This window comes from Marmoricola sp. RAF53 (genome assembly GCF_052114005.1).
GTDB lineage: Bacteria > Actinomycetota > Actinomycetes > Propionibacteriales > Nocardioidaceae > Marmoricola.
The window spans coordinates 121,080-135,824 of the sequence record NZ_JBFRDX010000008.1; the positions used below are offsets into that span (position 1 = coordinate 121,080).

Below are 14,745 nucleotides of genomic sequence, written 5' to 3' on the forward strand. Positions count from 1 at the left end.
GCGGCATGCGACGGGAGTCCTCGGAGGAGATGGCCGCGGCGGTGCGCCGGCGGCTCGAACAGCTGGGTCGTGACCTCGGTCGGCCGGAGGAGGACCTCGTCCGGCCGGAGGTCGTGCCCGCACCCGGCCGGCACTCCCGCGGCCGCCCCGTTCCCGACACCCGGCTTCGCCGCGCGCACCTGCCTCTGCTCGGCTGCCTGGCGGCGGCGGCGCTCGCCGCGGTCGGCTGGTTCGCCGTGCGCGGGGACCCGGATCCGGTCCCGGTCGCCAGGACCGCCCCCGCGGTGTCGTCTTCGGGGCCTTCCTCCGGGCCTTCTTCTGGGCCCTTTTCTGGGCCGTCCTCCGCGGCGGCCCCGGCCGACGCGCGGTCGTCCTCACCCGCGGTGGTCGTCGTCGACGTGGCCGGCAAGGTCCGGCGGCCCGGCATCGCCACGTTGCCGTCCGGGTCCCGGGTGGTCGACGCCCTGCGTCGTGCCGGCGGCGCACGACCCGGTGTCGACCTGTCCGGGCTGAATCTCGCCCGGGTCCTGACCGACGGGGAGCAGGTCCTCGTCGGGACGAAGCCCGTCGGCGGGACCGCGGCGGCCGCTGCCGGTACCGGCGCCGGGACCGGGACCGGCGCGGGGGACCGAGGGCTGGTCAACCTCAACACCGCCGACCTCACCGAGCTCGACGCGCTCCCGGGTGTGGGCCCGGTGACCGCCCGCAAGATCGTGGACTGGCGCACGGAGAACGGGCCGTTCTCCGCCGTCGACGAGCTCCTGGAGGTCGACGGGATCGGGGCGAAGACGCTCGCGGAGCTCGCGCCGTGCGTGACCCTGTGACGCCCCGCGCCCCGGACCTCCGGATCGTCCTGCTGGCCGTGGTGGCGTGGGGGACGGCACTGGTGGCGTTCGCGGGGGCGGGGACCTGGCCGTGGGTGGTGGTGGTCGCCGGACTCGGCAGCGCGTGGCGGGCGCGGTCACCGACCGTCCTCGGTGCGGTGCTGGTCGGCGCTGCGGTCCTGGTCAGCGTGCAGGTCCACCAGCAGACGATCCGGGGCTCGCCGGTGCGCGCGCTCGCGACCCAGCGAGCCGTCGTCTCCGCGGTCGCTCAGGTCGCGACCGACCCGGTGCGTCGCACGGGCCGGTACGGCGAGGTCCTCCGGTTCGAGGCGACGGCACGGGACGTGACCGCCCGGGGCACGCGGCAGCGACTGCGGGCTCGCGTCCTGGTCACGGTCGACGACCCCGACGGCCCGGTCCCGCGAACCGGCGCGCGGGTGCGGCTGGTCGGCCGGCTGCAGCCCGCCCGGGAGCCTGAGCTGGCCGCCACCCTGCACGTGCGTGGCCGGGTCCAGGTCGTGGAGAGCCCGGGGCCGCTCGCCGCGGCGTCCGCGCGGATGCGGACGGCGGTCCGGTCCGCCAGCGCCGGGCTGGCGGACGGACCGGCCGCCCTCGTGCCGGCGCTGGTCGACGGTGACGAGAGCGCGCACGGCGGCACCGGGTCCATCGCGCCGGACTTCCAGGTGGCCGGGATGACCCATCTGCTCGCCGTCAGCGGGACCAACCTGACCCTCATCGTCGGAGCCCTTCTGCTGCTGGCCCGCTGGTGCGGGGTGCGCGCCCGCGGCCTGCTCCTGGTGGGCCTGCTCGGCGTCGCCGGGTTCGTCCTGCTCGCCGGCCCGGAGCCCAGCGTGCTGCGGGCCGCCGCGATGGGGACGGTGGCGCTCCTCGGGACGGGACGCGCGGGCCCGGGACGCGGGCTGCGGGCCCTCGGTGCCGGCGTGCTCTTCCTCGTCCTGCTCGACCCGTGGCTGGCGCGGTCAGTCGGGTTCGCCCTCTCGGTCGTCGCGACCGGCGGGATCCTGCTGCTCGGCCCGCGCTGGGTCGCCGCCCTCCGGGGCTGGATGCCCCGGGCTGCCGCCGAGGCGGTCGCGGTGCCGCTGGCCGCGCAGCTCGCCTGCACGCCGGTCGGGGCCGCGATCTCCGGGCAGGTCAGCCTGGTCGCGGTGGCGGCGAACCTGGTCTGTGCACCGCTCGTCGGTCCGGCGACCGTCCTCGGGCTCGCCGGCGGCGCGGTAGCCCTGCTCTCGACGACGGCGGGCCGGTGGGTCGCCGCACCGGCCGGCTGGGCGGCGGCGGGCATCATCGAGGTCGCCGAACGCGCGGCAGCGCTGCCCGTCCCGGCGATCGGCTGGTCGTCGGGCTCCGGCGCGATCCTCGCCCTGACCTGCCTCTGCCTGGTCGCGGCCGCGGTCCTCGGACGGGTGCTCGCGCGTCCCGGTCGGAGCCTGCTCGCCGCGGGGGTGGTCACGACGCTCGTGCTCGTCCCGGTCCCGGAGCCCGGCTGGCCGCCGGCCGGGTGGGTCCTCGTCGCCTGCGACGTCGGGCAGGGAGACGCGCTCGCCCTGCGGGTCGGACCGGGCACCGCGGTGGTGGTCGACGCGGGCCCGGATCCGCGAGCGGTGGACCGGTGCCTGCGACGGCTGCGGGTGCGGGCGGTCCCGGTCGTCGTGCTCACCCACTTCCACGCCGACCACGTCGACGGCCTCGCCGGGGTGCTGCGCGGGCGCACGGTCGGCCGGATCGACACCTCGCCCCTGGACGACCCGGCCGCGGGGGAGGAACAGGTACGCGCGCTCGCCCGGCGCCGGGACGTGCCGGTGCGCGAGGTCCGGTACGCCGAGACCACGGAGATCGGCCCGGTCCGCTGGCAGGTCCTCGGCCCGGTCCGGGTACCGGTCCCCGACTCGGACTCGCCGCCCAACGACGCCAGCGTGGTCCTGCTCGTGGAGGCCGGTGGGATCCGCCTGCTGCTGATGGGGGACGAGGAGCGGCCGAGCCAGCGGGACCTGCGCCGGGCCTGGCCGGGGCTGCGCGCCGACGTGCTGAAGGTGGCCCACCACGGCAGCGGCAACCAGGACGACGACCTGGTCGCGGGCACCGGTGCCCGGCTGGCGGTGATCTCGGTCGGCCGGGACAACGACTACGGCCACCCGGCCCGGACGACGCTCGACCTGCTCGGCCGGGCGGGGGCGGAGGTGCGGCGGACCGACCGGGACGGCGACGTCGCGGTCGTCGTACGGGAGGGGGAGCTCGCGGTGGTGACCCGCCGGTGACCCAGGGGGCGTCCAGCGGGGGTGCGGCCGCATAGGCTGCGCGCATGGCAACTCCGGACCCTTCCCAGGTGCTCGGCCGGATCACCCTGGTCACCGGTCCCGAGGAGCTCCTCTCCGAGCGTGCGGTCCAGCAGGTGCGGGCCGCGGTGCGGAAGGCGGACCCGGAGGCCGAGTTCAGCGAGACCGCCGCGGGCGAGCTCACGATGGCGACCCTCGGCGAGCTGGCGGCGCCGTCGCTGTTCTCCTCGACCCGGTGCGTCGTGGTGCGGTCCTTCGAAGACCTCCCGGAGGAGTCGGTCTCCGGTCTGCTCGACTACGCCGGTGCCCCGGCCGACGACGTCGCCCTGGTCCTGGTCCACGGTGGTGGTCCCAAGGGCAGCGGGGTGCTCACCAAGCTCCGCAAGGTCGCCAGCGTGACCGAGGTGAAGTCCGCGGCGCTCACGGCGCGGGAGTACCCGAGCTTCGTCGTCGGCGAGCTGCGCACCCTCAAGGTCAAGATCGACCCCGACGCCGCGGCGTTCCTGGTCCAGGCCGTCGGGCAGGACCTCCGCTCCCTGGCGGCCGCGGCCAGCCAGCTCGCCGGCGACTTCGAGGGCCAGCCGATCACCATCGAGATGGTGAAGACCTACTTCGGCGGCCGTGCCGAGGCGAAGTCGTTCGCGGTCGCCGACCACGCGATCTTCGGCCGCACCGCCAAAGCGCTCGAGGAGCTCCGCTGGGCGCTCGACCGCGGCACTGCACCCGTGCTCGTCACCAGCGCCGTCGCCGGCAGCCTCCGCAGCCTCGCCAAGTACAAGTCGGCCCCGCGCGGGATGCGCAACGCGGACCTGATGCGCGAGGTCGGAGTGCCCGGCTGGAAGCTCGACATCCTCCGCGACCAGGCCCGCGGCTGGGACGACGAGGGGATCGCGAAGGCGATCCGGCTGGTCGCCACCGCGGACGCGGAGATCAAGGGCATGGCCCACGACGCGTCGTACTCGCTGGAGAAGATGGTCCTCGAGATCACCCGGGCCCGTCCGTCGCGTTGAACCGGGGGACTAGGGTCGACGGCATGTCCGTGCCCGTGCTCGAGACCGTCCGCCGCGGCCTCGGTGACCTGCTCTTCGAGCGGGTCGCCGGACCGGAGGGGCCGCGCCGCCGCGACCGCATCCACGGCACGCCCGGCCCGCGCTGGCACGCCGAGGACAGCCCGGTCCGCACCGTCCACGGGGACGCGTCGATGTTCGTCGGCGGGATCCGGGCGCTGCTGCTGCAGTCACTGCACCCGGCGGCGATGGCGGGGGTCGCGCAGCACTCCGGCTACCAGGGCGATCCGTGGGGCCGCCTCCAGCGCACCAGCCACTTCCTGGCCGTGACGACCTTCGGCACCGCCGCGGACGCGGAGTCGATGGTGGCCGCGGTCCGTCGGATCCACGAGACCGTGACCGGCACGACCGACGACGGCACGCCGTACGCGGCCGGCGACCCGCACCTGCTGCGCTGGGTCCACGTCGCCGAGATCGACAGCTTCCTCGCCGCCTACCAGCGATTCGGGGCGGGCCGGCTCGCTCCGGCCGAGGCCGATGCCTACGTGGCCGGCGCGGCCCGGGTCGCCGAGGAGCTCGGCGCCACCGACGTCCCGCGCTCGACCGCGGAGCTGGCCGACTGCCTGGCGGCGTACCGGCCGGAGCTGCGCGCGACCGCGGCGGCCCGGGAGACCGCCCGGTTCCTGCTGCTGCGCCCGCCGCTGCCGTTGCCCGCGCGGCTGCCGTACGGCGTCCTGGCCGCGTCGGCGGTCTCGCTGCTGCCGGGGTGGGCGCGGCGCGAGCTCCGGCTGCCGCGACTGCCGGTGACCGAGGCGACGCTGGTCACCGGGAGCGGCCGGCTGGCGACCGGGACGATCCGCTGGGCGATGGCGCCGCGGCGCTGACGACGGCCGGTCAGCAGGCCTTCGGGTTGGGCTGGAGCTTCATCAGCGGGGCGCGCCGGACCTGGTCCTGGTGCTTGCCGACCTTCTTCATGGTCCAGTAGCGCGCCCAGTCCAGGCTCAGCACGGTGTCCCGCATCGGCTTGCCCGCGACCGGGATGAGCGCGAACCGCATCCGCAGGGGCACGTCGAGAAGCGCGGCCGGACGGGTCTCCTTCGCCACCACACGGGCGTCGAGGTAGAACGAGATCCGGTTCTTGCCGACCTCGACCGCGACGGTGTGCCACTGGTCCTGGCCGATGCTGCGACCGCTCTTGACGGACTTCACGAACTGGTTGGCCGGGAGCGTGTTGACCTCCATGCCCGCGGTGCGCGACTGCGACGGGTGGTACTTGAGCATGGTGATGCCCTGGCCGCCGCAGTGCGCGGACGAGCGCGGCGGGATCAGGCCGATCTTCAGGGTGTACGCCTCGGCGCTCTCCACCGCGCTGCGCATCTTGCTGACCTTGAACCGGGTCTCCCAACGGCCGGTGCGCTTCGACAGCGTCCAGGTGGTGCTGAGCCCGGCATTGCGGGTGGCCTTGAGCAGGAGCATGCCGCTGTGGGTCTTGTAGCCGCCCTTGCCGGACTTCTTGAACGCCGACGGGACGCCGCCCTTGAACTCGTACCGGCTCGCGGTCGGGTACCAGCCGTAGGTGGACCCGGCGTGCTGCAGCTCGAACGCGGTGCAGCCGGAGGCCCGTCCGCAGGCACCGGGCTGGGCCTGGGCGGAGGGGACGAGGGCCAGCGAGAGACCCACGCCGGCGACGGCGCAGAGGGCGATCAGTCTGGACAGGAGGCGTGAAGACATCCGAGCACCCTAGGCAGGACCTTGCGCCTGGGCCAAATCGGTGTGAACCAGGTCACAACGGATCCCGGCGCGCTCGGGACGGCAAGAAGGCGCCGACCCCCGAGGGGATCGGCGCCTTCCTGGCAGATCAGGGGAGCGTCAGAGCGACGCGGCCTTCTTCTGGATGGCCGACTTGCGGTTCGCGGCCTGGTTCTTGTGGATGACGCCCTTCGACGCGGCCTTGTCGAGCTGCTTGGCAGCGTCGGCGGCGAGGGTCTTGGCGTCCTCGCTCCCGTTGGCGGCAGCCTCACGGAACTTGCGCACGGCGGTCTTCAGCGACGACTTCACGGACTTGTTGCGCTCGTGCGCGGCAAGGCTCTGTCGGTTGCGCTTGATCTGGGACTTGATGTTTGCCACGGGGGCTCGCCTGTCTCTTCGTGCTTCGTTACGGGTGTGAGTTCTGGGGTGTGGACACCTGGTGCCCAGACACGAGGAGAAACGATACCAGCGCACCGACGGGGCGCCCAAATCGTGGAGTCAGTGCTCGGCGCCCAGGCGGGTGATCTCGTCGGCCTCGACGACCCGGTTCCCCGGTTCGCGGCGCTTCGCCTCGGCGACCATCGCCCGGGCGATGTCCTCGACGCGGGTCGGCCGGTACTTGCCGAGGACCGGGCCCAGCGCCCGCATGGCGCGCAGGCCGAGCTCCTCGGCCGTACGCCGGTCGGCCCGTTGGCCGTCGATCATCGAGGGCCGGAACGCGACCGTGGTCGGGATCCCCATCGCCTCGACGAAGTACTCGGTGTCGCCCTTGACCTTGTTGTAGAAGATCTTCGACCGCGGCGAGGCGCCGAGGGCGGTCACGTGCAGGAACTGGCTGGCGCCGTTGCGGAACGCCGAGCCGGCCAGGGCGATCACCGAGTCGTGGTCGATCACCCGGAAGGCGTTCCGGCCCCCCGCCTTCTTCAGGGTGGTGCCGAGGCAGCAGAAGACGTCGTCGGAGTGCGGCAGCTCGCCGATCGCCGGGAACGGCACCAGGAGCTGGGCGAGCTTCGGGTGCTCCAGGTCGAGCTCGCGCCGCCCGACGCTGACGACGTGGTCCCAGGTCGGGTCCTCGAGGAGGAGCGCCAGCAGGTGTCCTCCGACGAGGCCGGATCCTCCGGCGATCACTGCGGTCCGGGTCATCGCGTCAGTCCCACTTCCGTCTCTGCGCCAGCCACGACCAGGTGGCCGCGGCGTACCACTCCGCGTGCGTGCGGAGGTGGGGCGAGTTCGTCGGCACAGGGCGCGTGCGCGCGCCCAGCATGAAACCACACAGCGCGGCGAGCCAGGCGTCCACCTGCTCGGGATCGGCCTCCCGGGTGAGCGCGCACCCGCCCAGGAACGCCTCGGCGTCCAGTCCGTCGCCGTGCGCCGAGGCAAGCAGCACGACCGCGTCCAGCCAGACCGGGCCGAGGGCGGGCCAGTTCCAGTCGCAGGCCAGGGCGCGGCCGTCGTCGGTGAGCAGGATGTTGTCGTCGCGCAGGTCCGAGTGCACGAACCGGTCCGCCGGGAGCGAGCCGAAGAGCGCGGTGAGCGCGACCGCCTCGTCGCGGTGCGGCCAGGTCTCGGGCACCGTCGCCCAACCGGTGAGCAGCGGCGGCAGGTCCTCCACCAGCGGGTTCAGGTCGAGCCCGTCGGGGACGGTCTCGGTGCTGGCGGCGACCGCGACGGCCAGGTCGAGCGCCCGGGTCAGCTCGTCGGGCCGCCACGGCCGTCGTGGCGCCTGCGCCCGGACCGCCTCGAAGGCGAGCACCACCCAGCCGTCGTCGTCGCGGACCCATTCCAGCCTCGGTGCCGGGATCGCGCCCCCGAGGATCTGGTGCTTGCGGGCCTCCTCGGCGTACGACGCCGCCGTCGGCGCCTGGGCCACGCGGCTGGCCGCCTTCACGAACAGGCTGCTGCCGTCGGCACCGGTGAGGACCGAGGCGAACCCGGGGGTGAAGCCGCCGTCCTGCGAGGTCGCGTCCACCACCTCGGCACCGAGCCGGCGCTCGATCTCGTGGCGCAGCTCCGGCGGCAGGTACGGCCAGGTCAGCCGCCGCGCCGTGGCGCCGCGCGGCACGGGGACCGCCTCGTCGAGCGGGGTCGGGCTGTCGTACGGCATGCGCCGCAGTCTCACAGAAGCGTGCCGAAAACCCGGTGACCCCTGCCGCGGTGACCGCGAGACTCGGGGCATGGCCCGCTTCGTCGTCCCGGACGTCTCCCTCAAGGACTCCTTCCTCGCCGCGATGGCGGAGTTCGCCGCCGAGGGGCGCACGGGAGACGGGTCCGGGCTCGGTCGCGACCTGGACGAGTGGACCGGCCGGTGGGAGAGCGACGAGGGCTTCGCGGAGTACGTCGCCGCCCGGGTGGCCGAGCGGGACACCGTCGTCGACGAGGACTGGGTCCTCAACACGAACCTGTGGTGGGTCGACGAGAAGGGCTACATCGGCCGGATGTCGGTCCGCCACGAGCTCAACGCGTGGCTGCGCGAGGTCGGCGGCCACATCGGGTACGACGTCCGCCGGTCGCGGCGCCGCGAGGGCCACGCGACCGCGATGCTCGCCGCGGCGCTGCCGGTCGCCCGGGCTCTCGGGATCGACCGTGCCCTGGTCACCTGCGACGTCGGCAACGTCGGCTCCCGGGTCGTGATCGAGCGCAACGGGGGAGTGCCGGCGGGCGAGCGCGACGGCAAGCTGCGCTTCTGGGTGCCGACCGGACCTGCGGCCGGTTCCTAGGCCTCGGCCGTCGCGTCGGTGGCCCCCGGGGCCGCCTCCTCGAGCTCGGCCAGCGCCTGCTTGACCGCGTCGGCGAGCGCGTCGACGTCGGGGGCCACCTCCGGGGTGGTGACGAAGCCGAAGTCGACCCAGTCCAGGTAGCTGAAGACGGTGATGTTGAGCGCGACGTCGAGGACCAGCGGCCCGATCGGCAGCAGCGACCGCAGCGGCGCGGTGGCCATGTAGAGCGGGAAGCTCGGTCCCGGCACGTTCGAGACGACCAGGTTGATCGGCGCCAGCGAGTTCGACAGCCCGCTCATCGTGTAAGCGCGGGACGCGATCGTGAGCAGGCCCGGCGGGGTGATGTCGGGCAGCTGCATGATCTGGCGCGCGCTGAGCGCCTTGGCCATCTCCTTGGCGCCCTGGGAGCTCTCGAAGATCGTCCGGATCCGCTCGGCGGGGTCGGCGATGTCGGTGGCCATGTTCACGGTCATCGAGCTGACCTGGTTGCCGACCTGCCCGGCCGTGTCCTCGGTCCGGGTCGAGACCGGGATCTGCGCGATCAGCGGCTTGGCCGGGATGCCCTCGCGCTCGGCGAAGTAGATCCGCAGGGCGCCGGAGACGAGCGCCAGGACGACGTCGTTCAGCTTCACGCCGTACGCGTCCTTGAGGGCACGGACCCGGGAGAGCTCGACGCGCGCGCCGGTGATCCGGCGGTGCGGGCTCAGGGTGGCGTTGAACCGGGTCGCCGGGGCGGAGAAGAACCGCGGCGGCTTGTTCTCGTACTTCCGGGTGGCCAGCTGCTGGCGCACGGTCTGGTTGAGGATCCCGGCGATCCGGGCGGGAGTGCGCACCACCACGTTCACCCAGCCGCCGGCGAGCGCCTTGACCGCGTTCGGGGTGGCGCTGCCGATCCCGTGCACGACCTCGTCCGAGGGCGGCCGCGGCTCCGGGGTGATGTCGAGCAGGATCTCGCCGAGTCCGGCGCCGGAGACACCGTCGACGATCGAGTGGTGCATCTTCGTCAGGGTGGCGACGCGGCCGTGCTGCAGGCCCTCGATGACCCAGAGCTCCCAGAGCGGCCGGTTCCGGTCGAGCTTGTAGCTCATCAGCCGGCTGATCAGCTCGTCGAGCTCCTTGCGGGTGCCGGGCTGCGGGATACCGATCCGGCGGATGTGGAAGTCGGGGTCGAGGGTCTCGTCCTCGACGAACCAGGGCCGGTCGAGCCCGAGCGGGGACTCCACGACCTTCCAGCGCAGCTGCGGCATCTGCGGGAGGCGCTCGATCACGATCTTGCGGACGGCCTCGAAGCTGAAGTCCGGCGCGTCCACGGTGTCGTGGATCGCGACCGCCCCGATGTGCATGTGCCAGGCCGGCGTCTCGCCGTACCAGAATGCCGCGTCGACCCCGCTCATCCGCTTCATGGCGGAAGCGTAGGGGAGCCCGAGGCCCCGCGGGGAGGTACTGACGGGTGCCGTTACCTGGTTCCGGCGGCACCGTGGGCCAGCGACTCCAGCAGCGCGTTGGTGAATCCGGGCAGGTCGTCGGGCTTGCGGCTGGTGATCAGGTTGCCGTCGGTGACCAGCGGCTCGTCGACCCAGTCCGCGCCGGCGTTGCGCAGGTCGGTCTCCAGGCTCGGCCAGGAGGTCACCCGGCGGTCGGCCACCACTTCGGCCTCGGCGAGCATCCAGCCCGCGTGGCAGATGGCGGCCACCGGCTTGCCGCTGGCCACGAAGTCGCGCACGAACCGGACCGCGGTCTCGTCCATCCGCAGCGCGTCCGGGTTGGCGACCCCGCCGGGCAGCACGAGGGCGTCGTAGTCGTCGACGGACACGTCGGCGACCAGCCGGTCCACCGTCCGGGCCTCGGCCTTGTCGAGGTGGTCGTAGGTCTGCACCTCCCCGTCCTGCGTGCTCAGCAGCTCGGGGCGGGCTCCCGCGTCGGCGACGGCGTCCCACGGGTGGGTGAGCTCGACCCGCTCCACCCCCTCGGGGGCGGTCAGGAAGGCGACGGTCTTCTCCTGGAGTGTGGTCATGGGCTCCCGGTGCCCGAAGAGCGCCGGTGCATGCGTGGTCCTGCCCGGCTTCGGCGCGTGGGAGAATGCAGGGCCGGAAGTACGTCGAGCCCGAGAGTGATCCTTGTCCAGTCAGCATGCGCCCGCGCCGGGCAAGACCGACCCCGCGATCATCCGTAACTTCTGCATCATCGCGCACATCGACCACGGCAAGTCCACGCTGGCGGACCGGATGCTGCAGCTCACCGGCGTCGTCGGGGACCGGGAGGCGCGGGCCCAGTACCTCGACCGGATGGACATCGAGCGCGAGCGCGGCATCACCATCAAGAGCCAGGCCGTCCGGATGCCGTGGACGGTGACCGAGGAAGCGGCGGCAGGGCACGGCATCGATTCGGGGCCGGGCACCTACGTGCTCAACATGATCGACACGCCCGGCCACGTCGACTTCACCTACGAGGTGTCCCGGTCGCTGGAGGCGTGCGAGGCGGCCGTGCTGCTGGTCGACGCGGCGCAGGGGATCGAGGCCCAGACGCTCGCCAACCTGTACCTGGCGATGGGCGCCGACCTGCAGATCATCCCGGTGCTCAACAAGATCGACCTGCCGTCAGCGAACATCGAGAAGTACGCGCTCGAGCTGGCCAACCTGGTCGGCTGCGAGCCGGAGGACGTGCTGCTCACCTCGGCCAAGACCGGCCTCGGTGTCGAGGCGCTGCTCAACGAGATCGTCAAGCAGGTCCCGCCGCCGGTCGGCGACGCCGACGCCCCGGCGCGCGCGCTGATCTTCGACTCCGTCTACGACACCTACCGCGGCGTCGTCACCTACGTCCGCGTCGTCGACGGCAAGCTCACCCACCGCGACCGGATCAAGATGATGTCCACCGGCGCGGTCCACGAGATGCTCGAGGTCGGCGTGATCAGCCCGGAGCCGGTCAAGGCCGGCGACCTCGGGGTCGGCGAGGTCGGCTACCTCATCACCGGGGTGAAAGACGTCCGCCAGTCCCGTGTCGGCGACACCGTCACCAGCCAGCACCACGGCGCGTCCGAGCCGCTCGGCGGCTACGAGCACCCGAACCCGATGGTCTACGCCGGGCTCTACCCGATCGACGGCGACGACTACCCGACGCTGCGCGACGCCCTGGAGAAGCTCCAGCTCAACGACGCCGCGCTCGCCTACGAGCCGGAGACCTCCGGCGCGCTGGGCTTCGGCTTCCGCTGCGGCTTCCTCGGCCTGCTGCACATGGAGATCACCCGGGAGCGGCTGGAGCGCGAGTTCAACCTCGACCTGATCTCCACCGCGCCGAACGTCGTCTACCACGTGACCATGGAGGACGGCACCGTCCAGGAGGTCACCAACCCGAGCGAGTACCCGGACGGCAAGATCCGGGAGGTCCTCGAGCCCGTGGTCAACGCGACCGTCCTCGCACCGTCGGACTACATCGGCGCGATCATGGAGCTCTGCCAGACCAAGCGCGGTCAGCTCCAGGGCATGGAGTACCTCTCCGAGGACCGGGTCGAGATGCGCTACGTGCTGCCGATGGGCGAGATCGCCTTCGACTTCTTCGACCAGCTGAAGTCGCGGACCAAGGGCTATGCCTCGCTGAACTACGAGTTCGCGGGCGAGCAGGCCGGGGACCTCGTGAAGGTCGACATCCTGCTGCACGGCGACCCCGTGGACGCGTTCTCCGCGATCGTGCACAAGGACGCCGCCTACGGCTACGGCGTGATGCTCGCCGGCAAGCTGCGCGAGCTGATCCCGCGGCAGCAGTTCGAGGTGCCCATCCAGGCCGCGATCGGCTCCCGGGTGATCGCGCGCGAGACCATCCGCGCGATCCGCAAGGACGTCCTCGCCAAGTGCTACGGCGGCGACATCAGCCGCAAGCGCAAGCTGCTGGAGAAGCAGAAGGAGGGCAAGAAGCGGATGAAGATGGTCGGCCGCGTCGAGGTCCCCCAGGAAGCCTTCATCGCGGCGCTCTCGACGACCGCGCCGGCCGAAAAGGGCAAGAAGTAAGCGCCCCGCCGACCTGGAAATTCCCACCGAGCGTGCTGGCGACGGCCGAGCGCGGTCCGGACCGGGCCGCCTGGGTCGACCGGCTGCCCGGCCTGCTCAACGGGCTCCTCGAAGAGTGGGAGCTGACCCGCGAGGGCCAGACGGTGCACGGCTTCACCGCCGTGGTGGTCCCGGTGATCACCCGGTCCGGCCGGCCGGCAGCCCTCAAGGTCGCGTTCCCCGACGAGGAGACCGAGCTCGAGCACCTGGCGCTGACCCGGTGGAACGGCGACGGCGCGGTCCAGCTGCTGCGCGCGGACCCGCACCGGCGGGCGATGCTGCTGGAGCACCTGCGCGACGTCAGCCTGCTGGAGGCCTGGGACCTCGAGGCGTGCCGGGTGGTCGCCGAGCTCTACGGGCGGCTGCACGTCCCGGCCCCGGCGCAGTTCCGCCGGCTCTCCGGCGCGATCATCGAGCCGCTGACCCGGCTGCGGGCGCTGGAGCGGAACGCGCCGCTGCCGCGGCGGATGGTCGAGCAGGCGATCTCGCTGGCCGGCGACTTCGTCCGCGACGAGGCCACCGACGGCACCCTGGTGCACACCGACCTGCACTACGCGAACGTTCTCCTCGGCGACCGCGAGACCTGGCTGGCGATCGACCCCAAGCCGCTCTCCGGCGACCCGCACTTCGAGGTCGCGCCGATGCTCTGGAACCGCTCGGCCGAGCTCGCCGGGGACCTGCGCAACGGGATCCGGCGCCGCTTCCACACCCTCGTCGACGAGGCCGGCCTCGACGAGGACCGGGCCCGCGACTGGGTCGTCGTACGGATGGTGATGAATGCGCTCTGGCGCCTCACCGACGACCGGTTCTCCCGCGAGATCCCGGACGACGACTGGCTGACGCTCTGCATCGCGGTCGCGAAGGCCGTCCAGGACTGAAGAGCGGTCGCCCGGGTCGGCTAGTCCGGCAGCGACTCCCGCCGCCTGACCAGGTGGGCCCGTTCGGCCTCGTTCCCGACCAGCTCCAGCGCCGCGTCGTACGCCGCGCGCGCGTCGTCGTGCCGCCCGAGCCGCCGGAGCAGCTCGGCCCGGGTGACGTGGAAGGCGTGGTAGCCGCCGAGGTCGAGCCGGTCCACCAGGGCGAGCGCGACCTCGGGTCCGTCGAGCTCGGCGACGGCGACGGCCCGGTTGAGCTCGACCACCGGTGACGGCTGCAGCCGCAGCAGCCGGTCGTAGAGCTGCACGATCTGGGTCCAGTCCGTCATGGACGCGTCCAGCGCGTCGGTGTGCACGGCGCCGATCGCCGCCTGGAGCTGGTAGGGGCCGGGGCGGTTGACCGCGAGGCACTGCCGGACCAGCTCGTGGCCCTCGTCGATCAGCGCGGCGTCCCAGCGGGACCGGTCCTGCTGGTCGAGCGTCACCAGCGTGCCGTCCTCGACCCGGGCGTCGCGCCGGGCCTCGGTGAGCAGCATCAGCGCGAGCAGCCCGACCACCTCGGGGGACTCGCGCCGCATCGCGCGCAGCATGTCCGCGAGCTGCCGGGTGAGCCGGATCGCCTCGGCCGACAGGTCCGGGCGCAGCCCCTCGCCGCTGCTCGCCAGGTAGCCCTCGTTGAAGATCAGGTAGAGGACCGCGAGCACACCGGTGAGCCGCTCGACGAGGTCGGCCTCGCCGGGGACCCGGTAGGGGATGTTCGCCGCCTTGATCTTCTGCTTCGCCCGGGTGATCCGCTGGGCCATGGTCGTCTCGGGCACCAGGAAGGCGTGCGCGATCTCGGGCACGGTGAGCCCGCCGAGCAGGCGCAGCGTCATCGCCACCCGGTTCTCCACGGCGAGCGCCGGGTGGCAGCAGGTGAAGAGCAGCCGGAGCCGGTCGTCGGTGACCGGGCCGGTCGGCTCGTGCGGTGTGTCATCGCTGATCATCAGCGCCTCCCGCTGCTTCGCGTCCCGCTTGCCCTCGCGCCGGATCCGGTCGATCGCCTTGTTGCCCGCGGTCGTGGTCAGCCAGGCGCCCGGGTTCGGCGGGATGCCGTCGGCCGGCCAGCGCTCCAGCGCCGCGACCCACGCCTCGGCGACCGCGTCCTCGGCGAGGTCGATGTCGCCGAGGCGGCGGATCAGCTGCGCGACCACCCGGCCGTGCTCGGCGCGGACGATCCCAGAGATCTGCGCGGAGATC

14 protein-coding genes are annotated in these 14,745 nt (G+C 73.0%); 7 read left to right on the plus strand and 7 right to left on the minus strand.

Features of this window, described 5'->3' with window-relative positions:
* The first annotated feature begins 5 nt into the window (after nucleotides 1-5).
* Genes AB4Y76_RS09765 through AB4Y76_RS09780 form a run of 4 tightly spaced genes read left to right on the plus strand, consistent with a single transcriptional unit; the run spans nucleotide 6 to nucleotide 5,009 of the window.
* A complete protein-coding gene (locus AB4Y76_RS09765; protein WP_441924620.1) occupies nucleotides 6-824 on the plus strand; it encodes a helix-hairpin-helix domain-containing protein in 819 nt (272 codons plus the stop codon).
* Entirely contained in the window at nucleotides 809-3,100 is a 2,292-nt protein-coding gene (locus tag AB4Y76_RS09770; RefSeq protein ID WP_441924622.1) for a ComEC/Rec2 family competence protein, read from the plus strand. Before AB4Y76_RS09765 ends, AB4Y76_RS09770 begins: the two co-directional genes overlap by 16 nt.
* 44 nt (nucleotides 3,101-3,144) lie before the next feature.
* Nucleotides 3,145-4,128 (plus strand): DNA polymerase III subunit delta, encoded by a 984-nt coding sequence (holA, locus tag AB4Y76_RS09775; protein ID WP_441924624.1) that lies wholly within the window; start codon nucleotides 3,145-3,147, stop codon nucleotides 4,126-4,128.
* Nucleotides 4,129-4,151: 23 nt separating this feature from the next.
* Nucleotides 4,152-5,009 (plus strand): oxygenase MpaB family protein, encoded by an 858-nt coding sequence (locus AB4Y76_RS09780; RefSeq protein WP_441924626.1) that lies wholly within the window; start codon nucleotides 4,152-4,154, stop codon nucleotides 5,007-5,009.
* 10 nt (nucleotides 5,010-5,019) lie between these two features.
* On the opposite strand, the gene AB4Y76_RS09785 is transcribed toward AB4Y76_RS09780, so the two are convergent.
* The 4 genes from AB4Y76_RS09785 to AB4Y76_RS09800 all read right to left on the minus strand — a co-directional run bounded on the left by AB4Y76_RS09785 (nucleotide 5,020) and on the right by AB4Y76_RS09800 (nucleotide 7,978).
* A complete protein-coding gene (locus AB4Y76_RS09785; RefSeq protein WP_441924628.1) occupies nucleotides 5,020-5,856 on the minus strand; it encodes a hypothetical protein in 837 nt (278 codons plus the stop codon).
* A gap of 138 nt (nucleotides 5,857-5,994) precedes the next feature.
* On the minus strand, nucleotides 5,995-6,252 hold the full coding sequence (gene rpsT, locus AB4Y76_RS09790; protein WP_441924630.1) for a 30S ribosomal protein S20: 258 nt from the start codon (nucleotides 6,250-6,252) through the stop codon (nucleotides 5,995-5,997).
* 120 nt (nucleotides 6,253-6,372) lie between these two features.
* On the minus strand, nucleotides 6,373-7,017 hold the full coding sequence (locus AB4Y76_RS09795) for a hypothetical protein (protein ID WP_441924632.1): 645 nt from the start codon (nucleotides 7,015-7,017) through the stop codon (nucleotides 6,373-6,375).
* 4 nt (nucleotides 7,018-7,021) lie between these two features.
* On the minus strand, nucleotides 7,022-7,978 hold the full coding sequence (locus AB4Y76_RS09800) for a phosphotransferase (protein ID WP_441924634.1): 957 nt from the start codon (nucleotides 7,976-7,978) through the stop codon (nucleotides 7,022-7,024).
* A gap of 70 nt (nucleotides 7,979-8,048) precedes the next feature.
* Between AB4Y76_RS09800 and AB4Y76_RS09805 the strand changes: the two genes are divergently transcribed.
* The gene (locus AB4Y76_RS09805) at nucleotides 8,049-8,591 is read left to right on the plus strand and encodes a GNAT family N-acetyltransferase (RefSeq protein WP_441924636.1); all 543 of its coding nucleotides are present in this window, start codon (nucleotides 8,049-8,051) and stop codon (nucleotides 8,589-8,591) included.
* Here AB4Y76_RS09805 and AB4Y76_RS09810 read toward each other — a convergent pair.
* The gene (locus AB4Y76_RS09810; RefSeq protein ID WP_441924638.1) at nucleotides 8,588-9,994 is read right to left on the minus strand and encodes a WS/DGAT/MGAT family O-acyltransferase; all 1,407 of its coding nucleotides are present in this window, start codon (nucleotides 9,992-9,994) and stop codon (nucleotides 8,588-8,590) included. The two genes, AB4Y76_RS09805 and AB4Y76_RS09810, sit on opposite strands and share 4 nt — an antisense overlap.
* Nucleotides 9,995-10,047: 53 nt before the next feature.
* Nucleotides 10,048-10,605 carry a type 1 glutamine amidotransferase domain-containing protein gene (locus AB4Y76_RS09815; protein WP_441924640.1) on the minus strand — a complete coding sequence of 186 codons (558 nt, stop codon included), beginning with the start codon at nucleotides 10,603-10,605 and terminating at the stop codon, nucleotides 10,048-10,050.
* A gap of 103 nt (nucleotides 10,606-10,708) precedes the next feature.
* Here AB4Y76_RS09815 and lepA point away from each other — a divergent pair, with 103 nt between their 5' ends.
* Together lepA and AB4Y76_RS09825 are read left to right on the plus strand one after the other, a co-directional pair.
* Complete coding sequence (gene lepA, locus AB4Y76_RS09820; RefSeq protein WP_441924642.1) at nucleotides 10,709-12,592, plus strand: translation elongation factor 4; 1,884 nt, start codon at nucleotides 10,709-10,711, stop codon at nucleotides 12,590-12,592.
* Between the two features lie 32 nt (nucleotides 12,593-12,624).
* Nucleotides 12,625-13,509: an aminoglycoside phosphotransferase family protein gene (locus tag AB4Y76_RS09825; RefSeq protein WP_441924644.1), complete on the plus strand. Its 885-nt coding sequence runs from the start codon at nucleotides 12,625-12,627 to the stop codon at nucleotides 13,507-13,509.
* A gap of 20 nt (nucleotides 13,510-13,529) precedes the next feature.
* Here AB4Y76_RS09825 and AB4Y76_RS09830 read toward each other — a convergent pair whose 3' ends face one another.
* On the minus strand, nucleotides 13,530-14,744 hold the full coding sequence (locus AB4Y76_RS09830; protein WP_441924737.1) for an RNA polymerase sigma factor: 1,215 nt from the start codon (nucleotides 14,742-14,744) through the stop codon (nucleotides 13,530-13,532).
* Nucleotide 14,745: the final 1 nt, after the last annotated feature.

Coding starts and splice junctions, on each gene's coding strand:
- AB4Y76_RS09765 (WP_441924620.1), top strand. CDS start 6: ATGCGACGGGAGTCCTCGGAGGAGATGGCCGCGGCGGTGCGCCGGCGG.
- holA (WP_441924624.1), top strand. CDS start 3,145: ATGGCAACTCCGGACCCTTCCCAGGTGCTCGGCCGGATCACCCTGGTC.
- AB4Y76_RS09780 (WP_441924626.1), top strand. CDS start 4,152: ATGTCCGTGCCCGTGCTCGAGACCGTCCGCCGCGGCCTCGGTGACCTG.
- AB4Y76_RS09785 (WP_441924628.1), bottom strand. CDS start 5,856: ATGTCTTCACGCCTCCTGTCCAGACTGATCGCCCTCTGCGCCGTCGCC.
- AB4Y76_RS09795 (WP_441924632.1), bottom strand. CDS start 7,017: ATGACCCGGACCGCAGTGATCGCCGGAGGATCCGGCCTCGTCGGAGGA.
- AB4Y76_RS09800 (WP_441924634.1), bottom strand. CDS start 7,978: ATGCCGTACGACAGCCCGACCCCGCTCGACGAGGCGGTCCCCGTGCCG.
- AB4Y76_RS09805 (WP_441924636.1), top strand. CDS start 8,049: ATGGCCCGCTTCGTCGTCCCGGACGTCTCCCTCAAGGACTCCTTCCTC.
- AB4Y76_RS09810 (WP_441924638.1), bottom strand. CDS start 9,994: ATGAAGCGGATGAGCGGGGTCGACGCGGCATTCTGGTACGGCGAGACG.
- AB4Y76_RS09815 (WP_441924640.1), bottom strand. CDS start 10,605: ATGACCACACTCCAGGAGAAGACCGTCGCCTTCCTGACCGCCCCCGAG.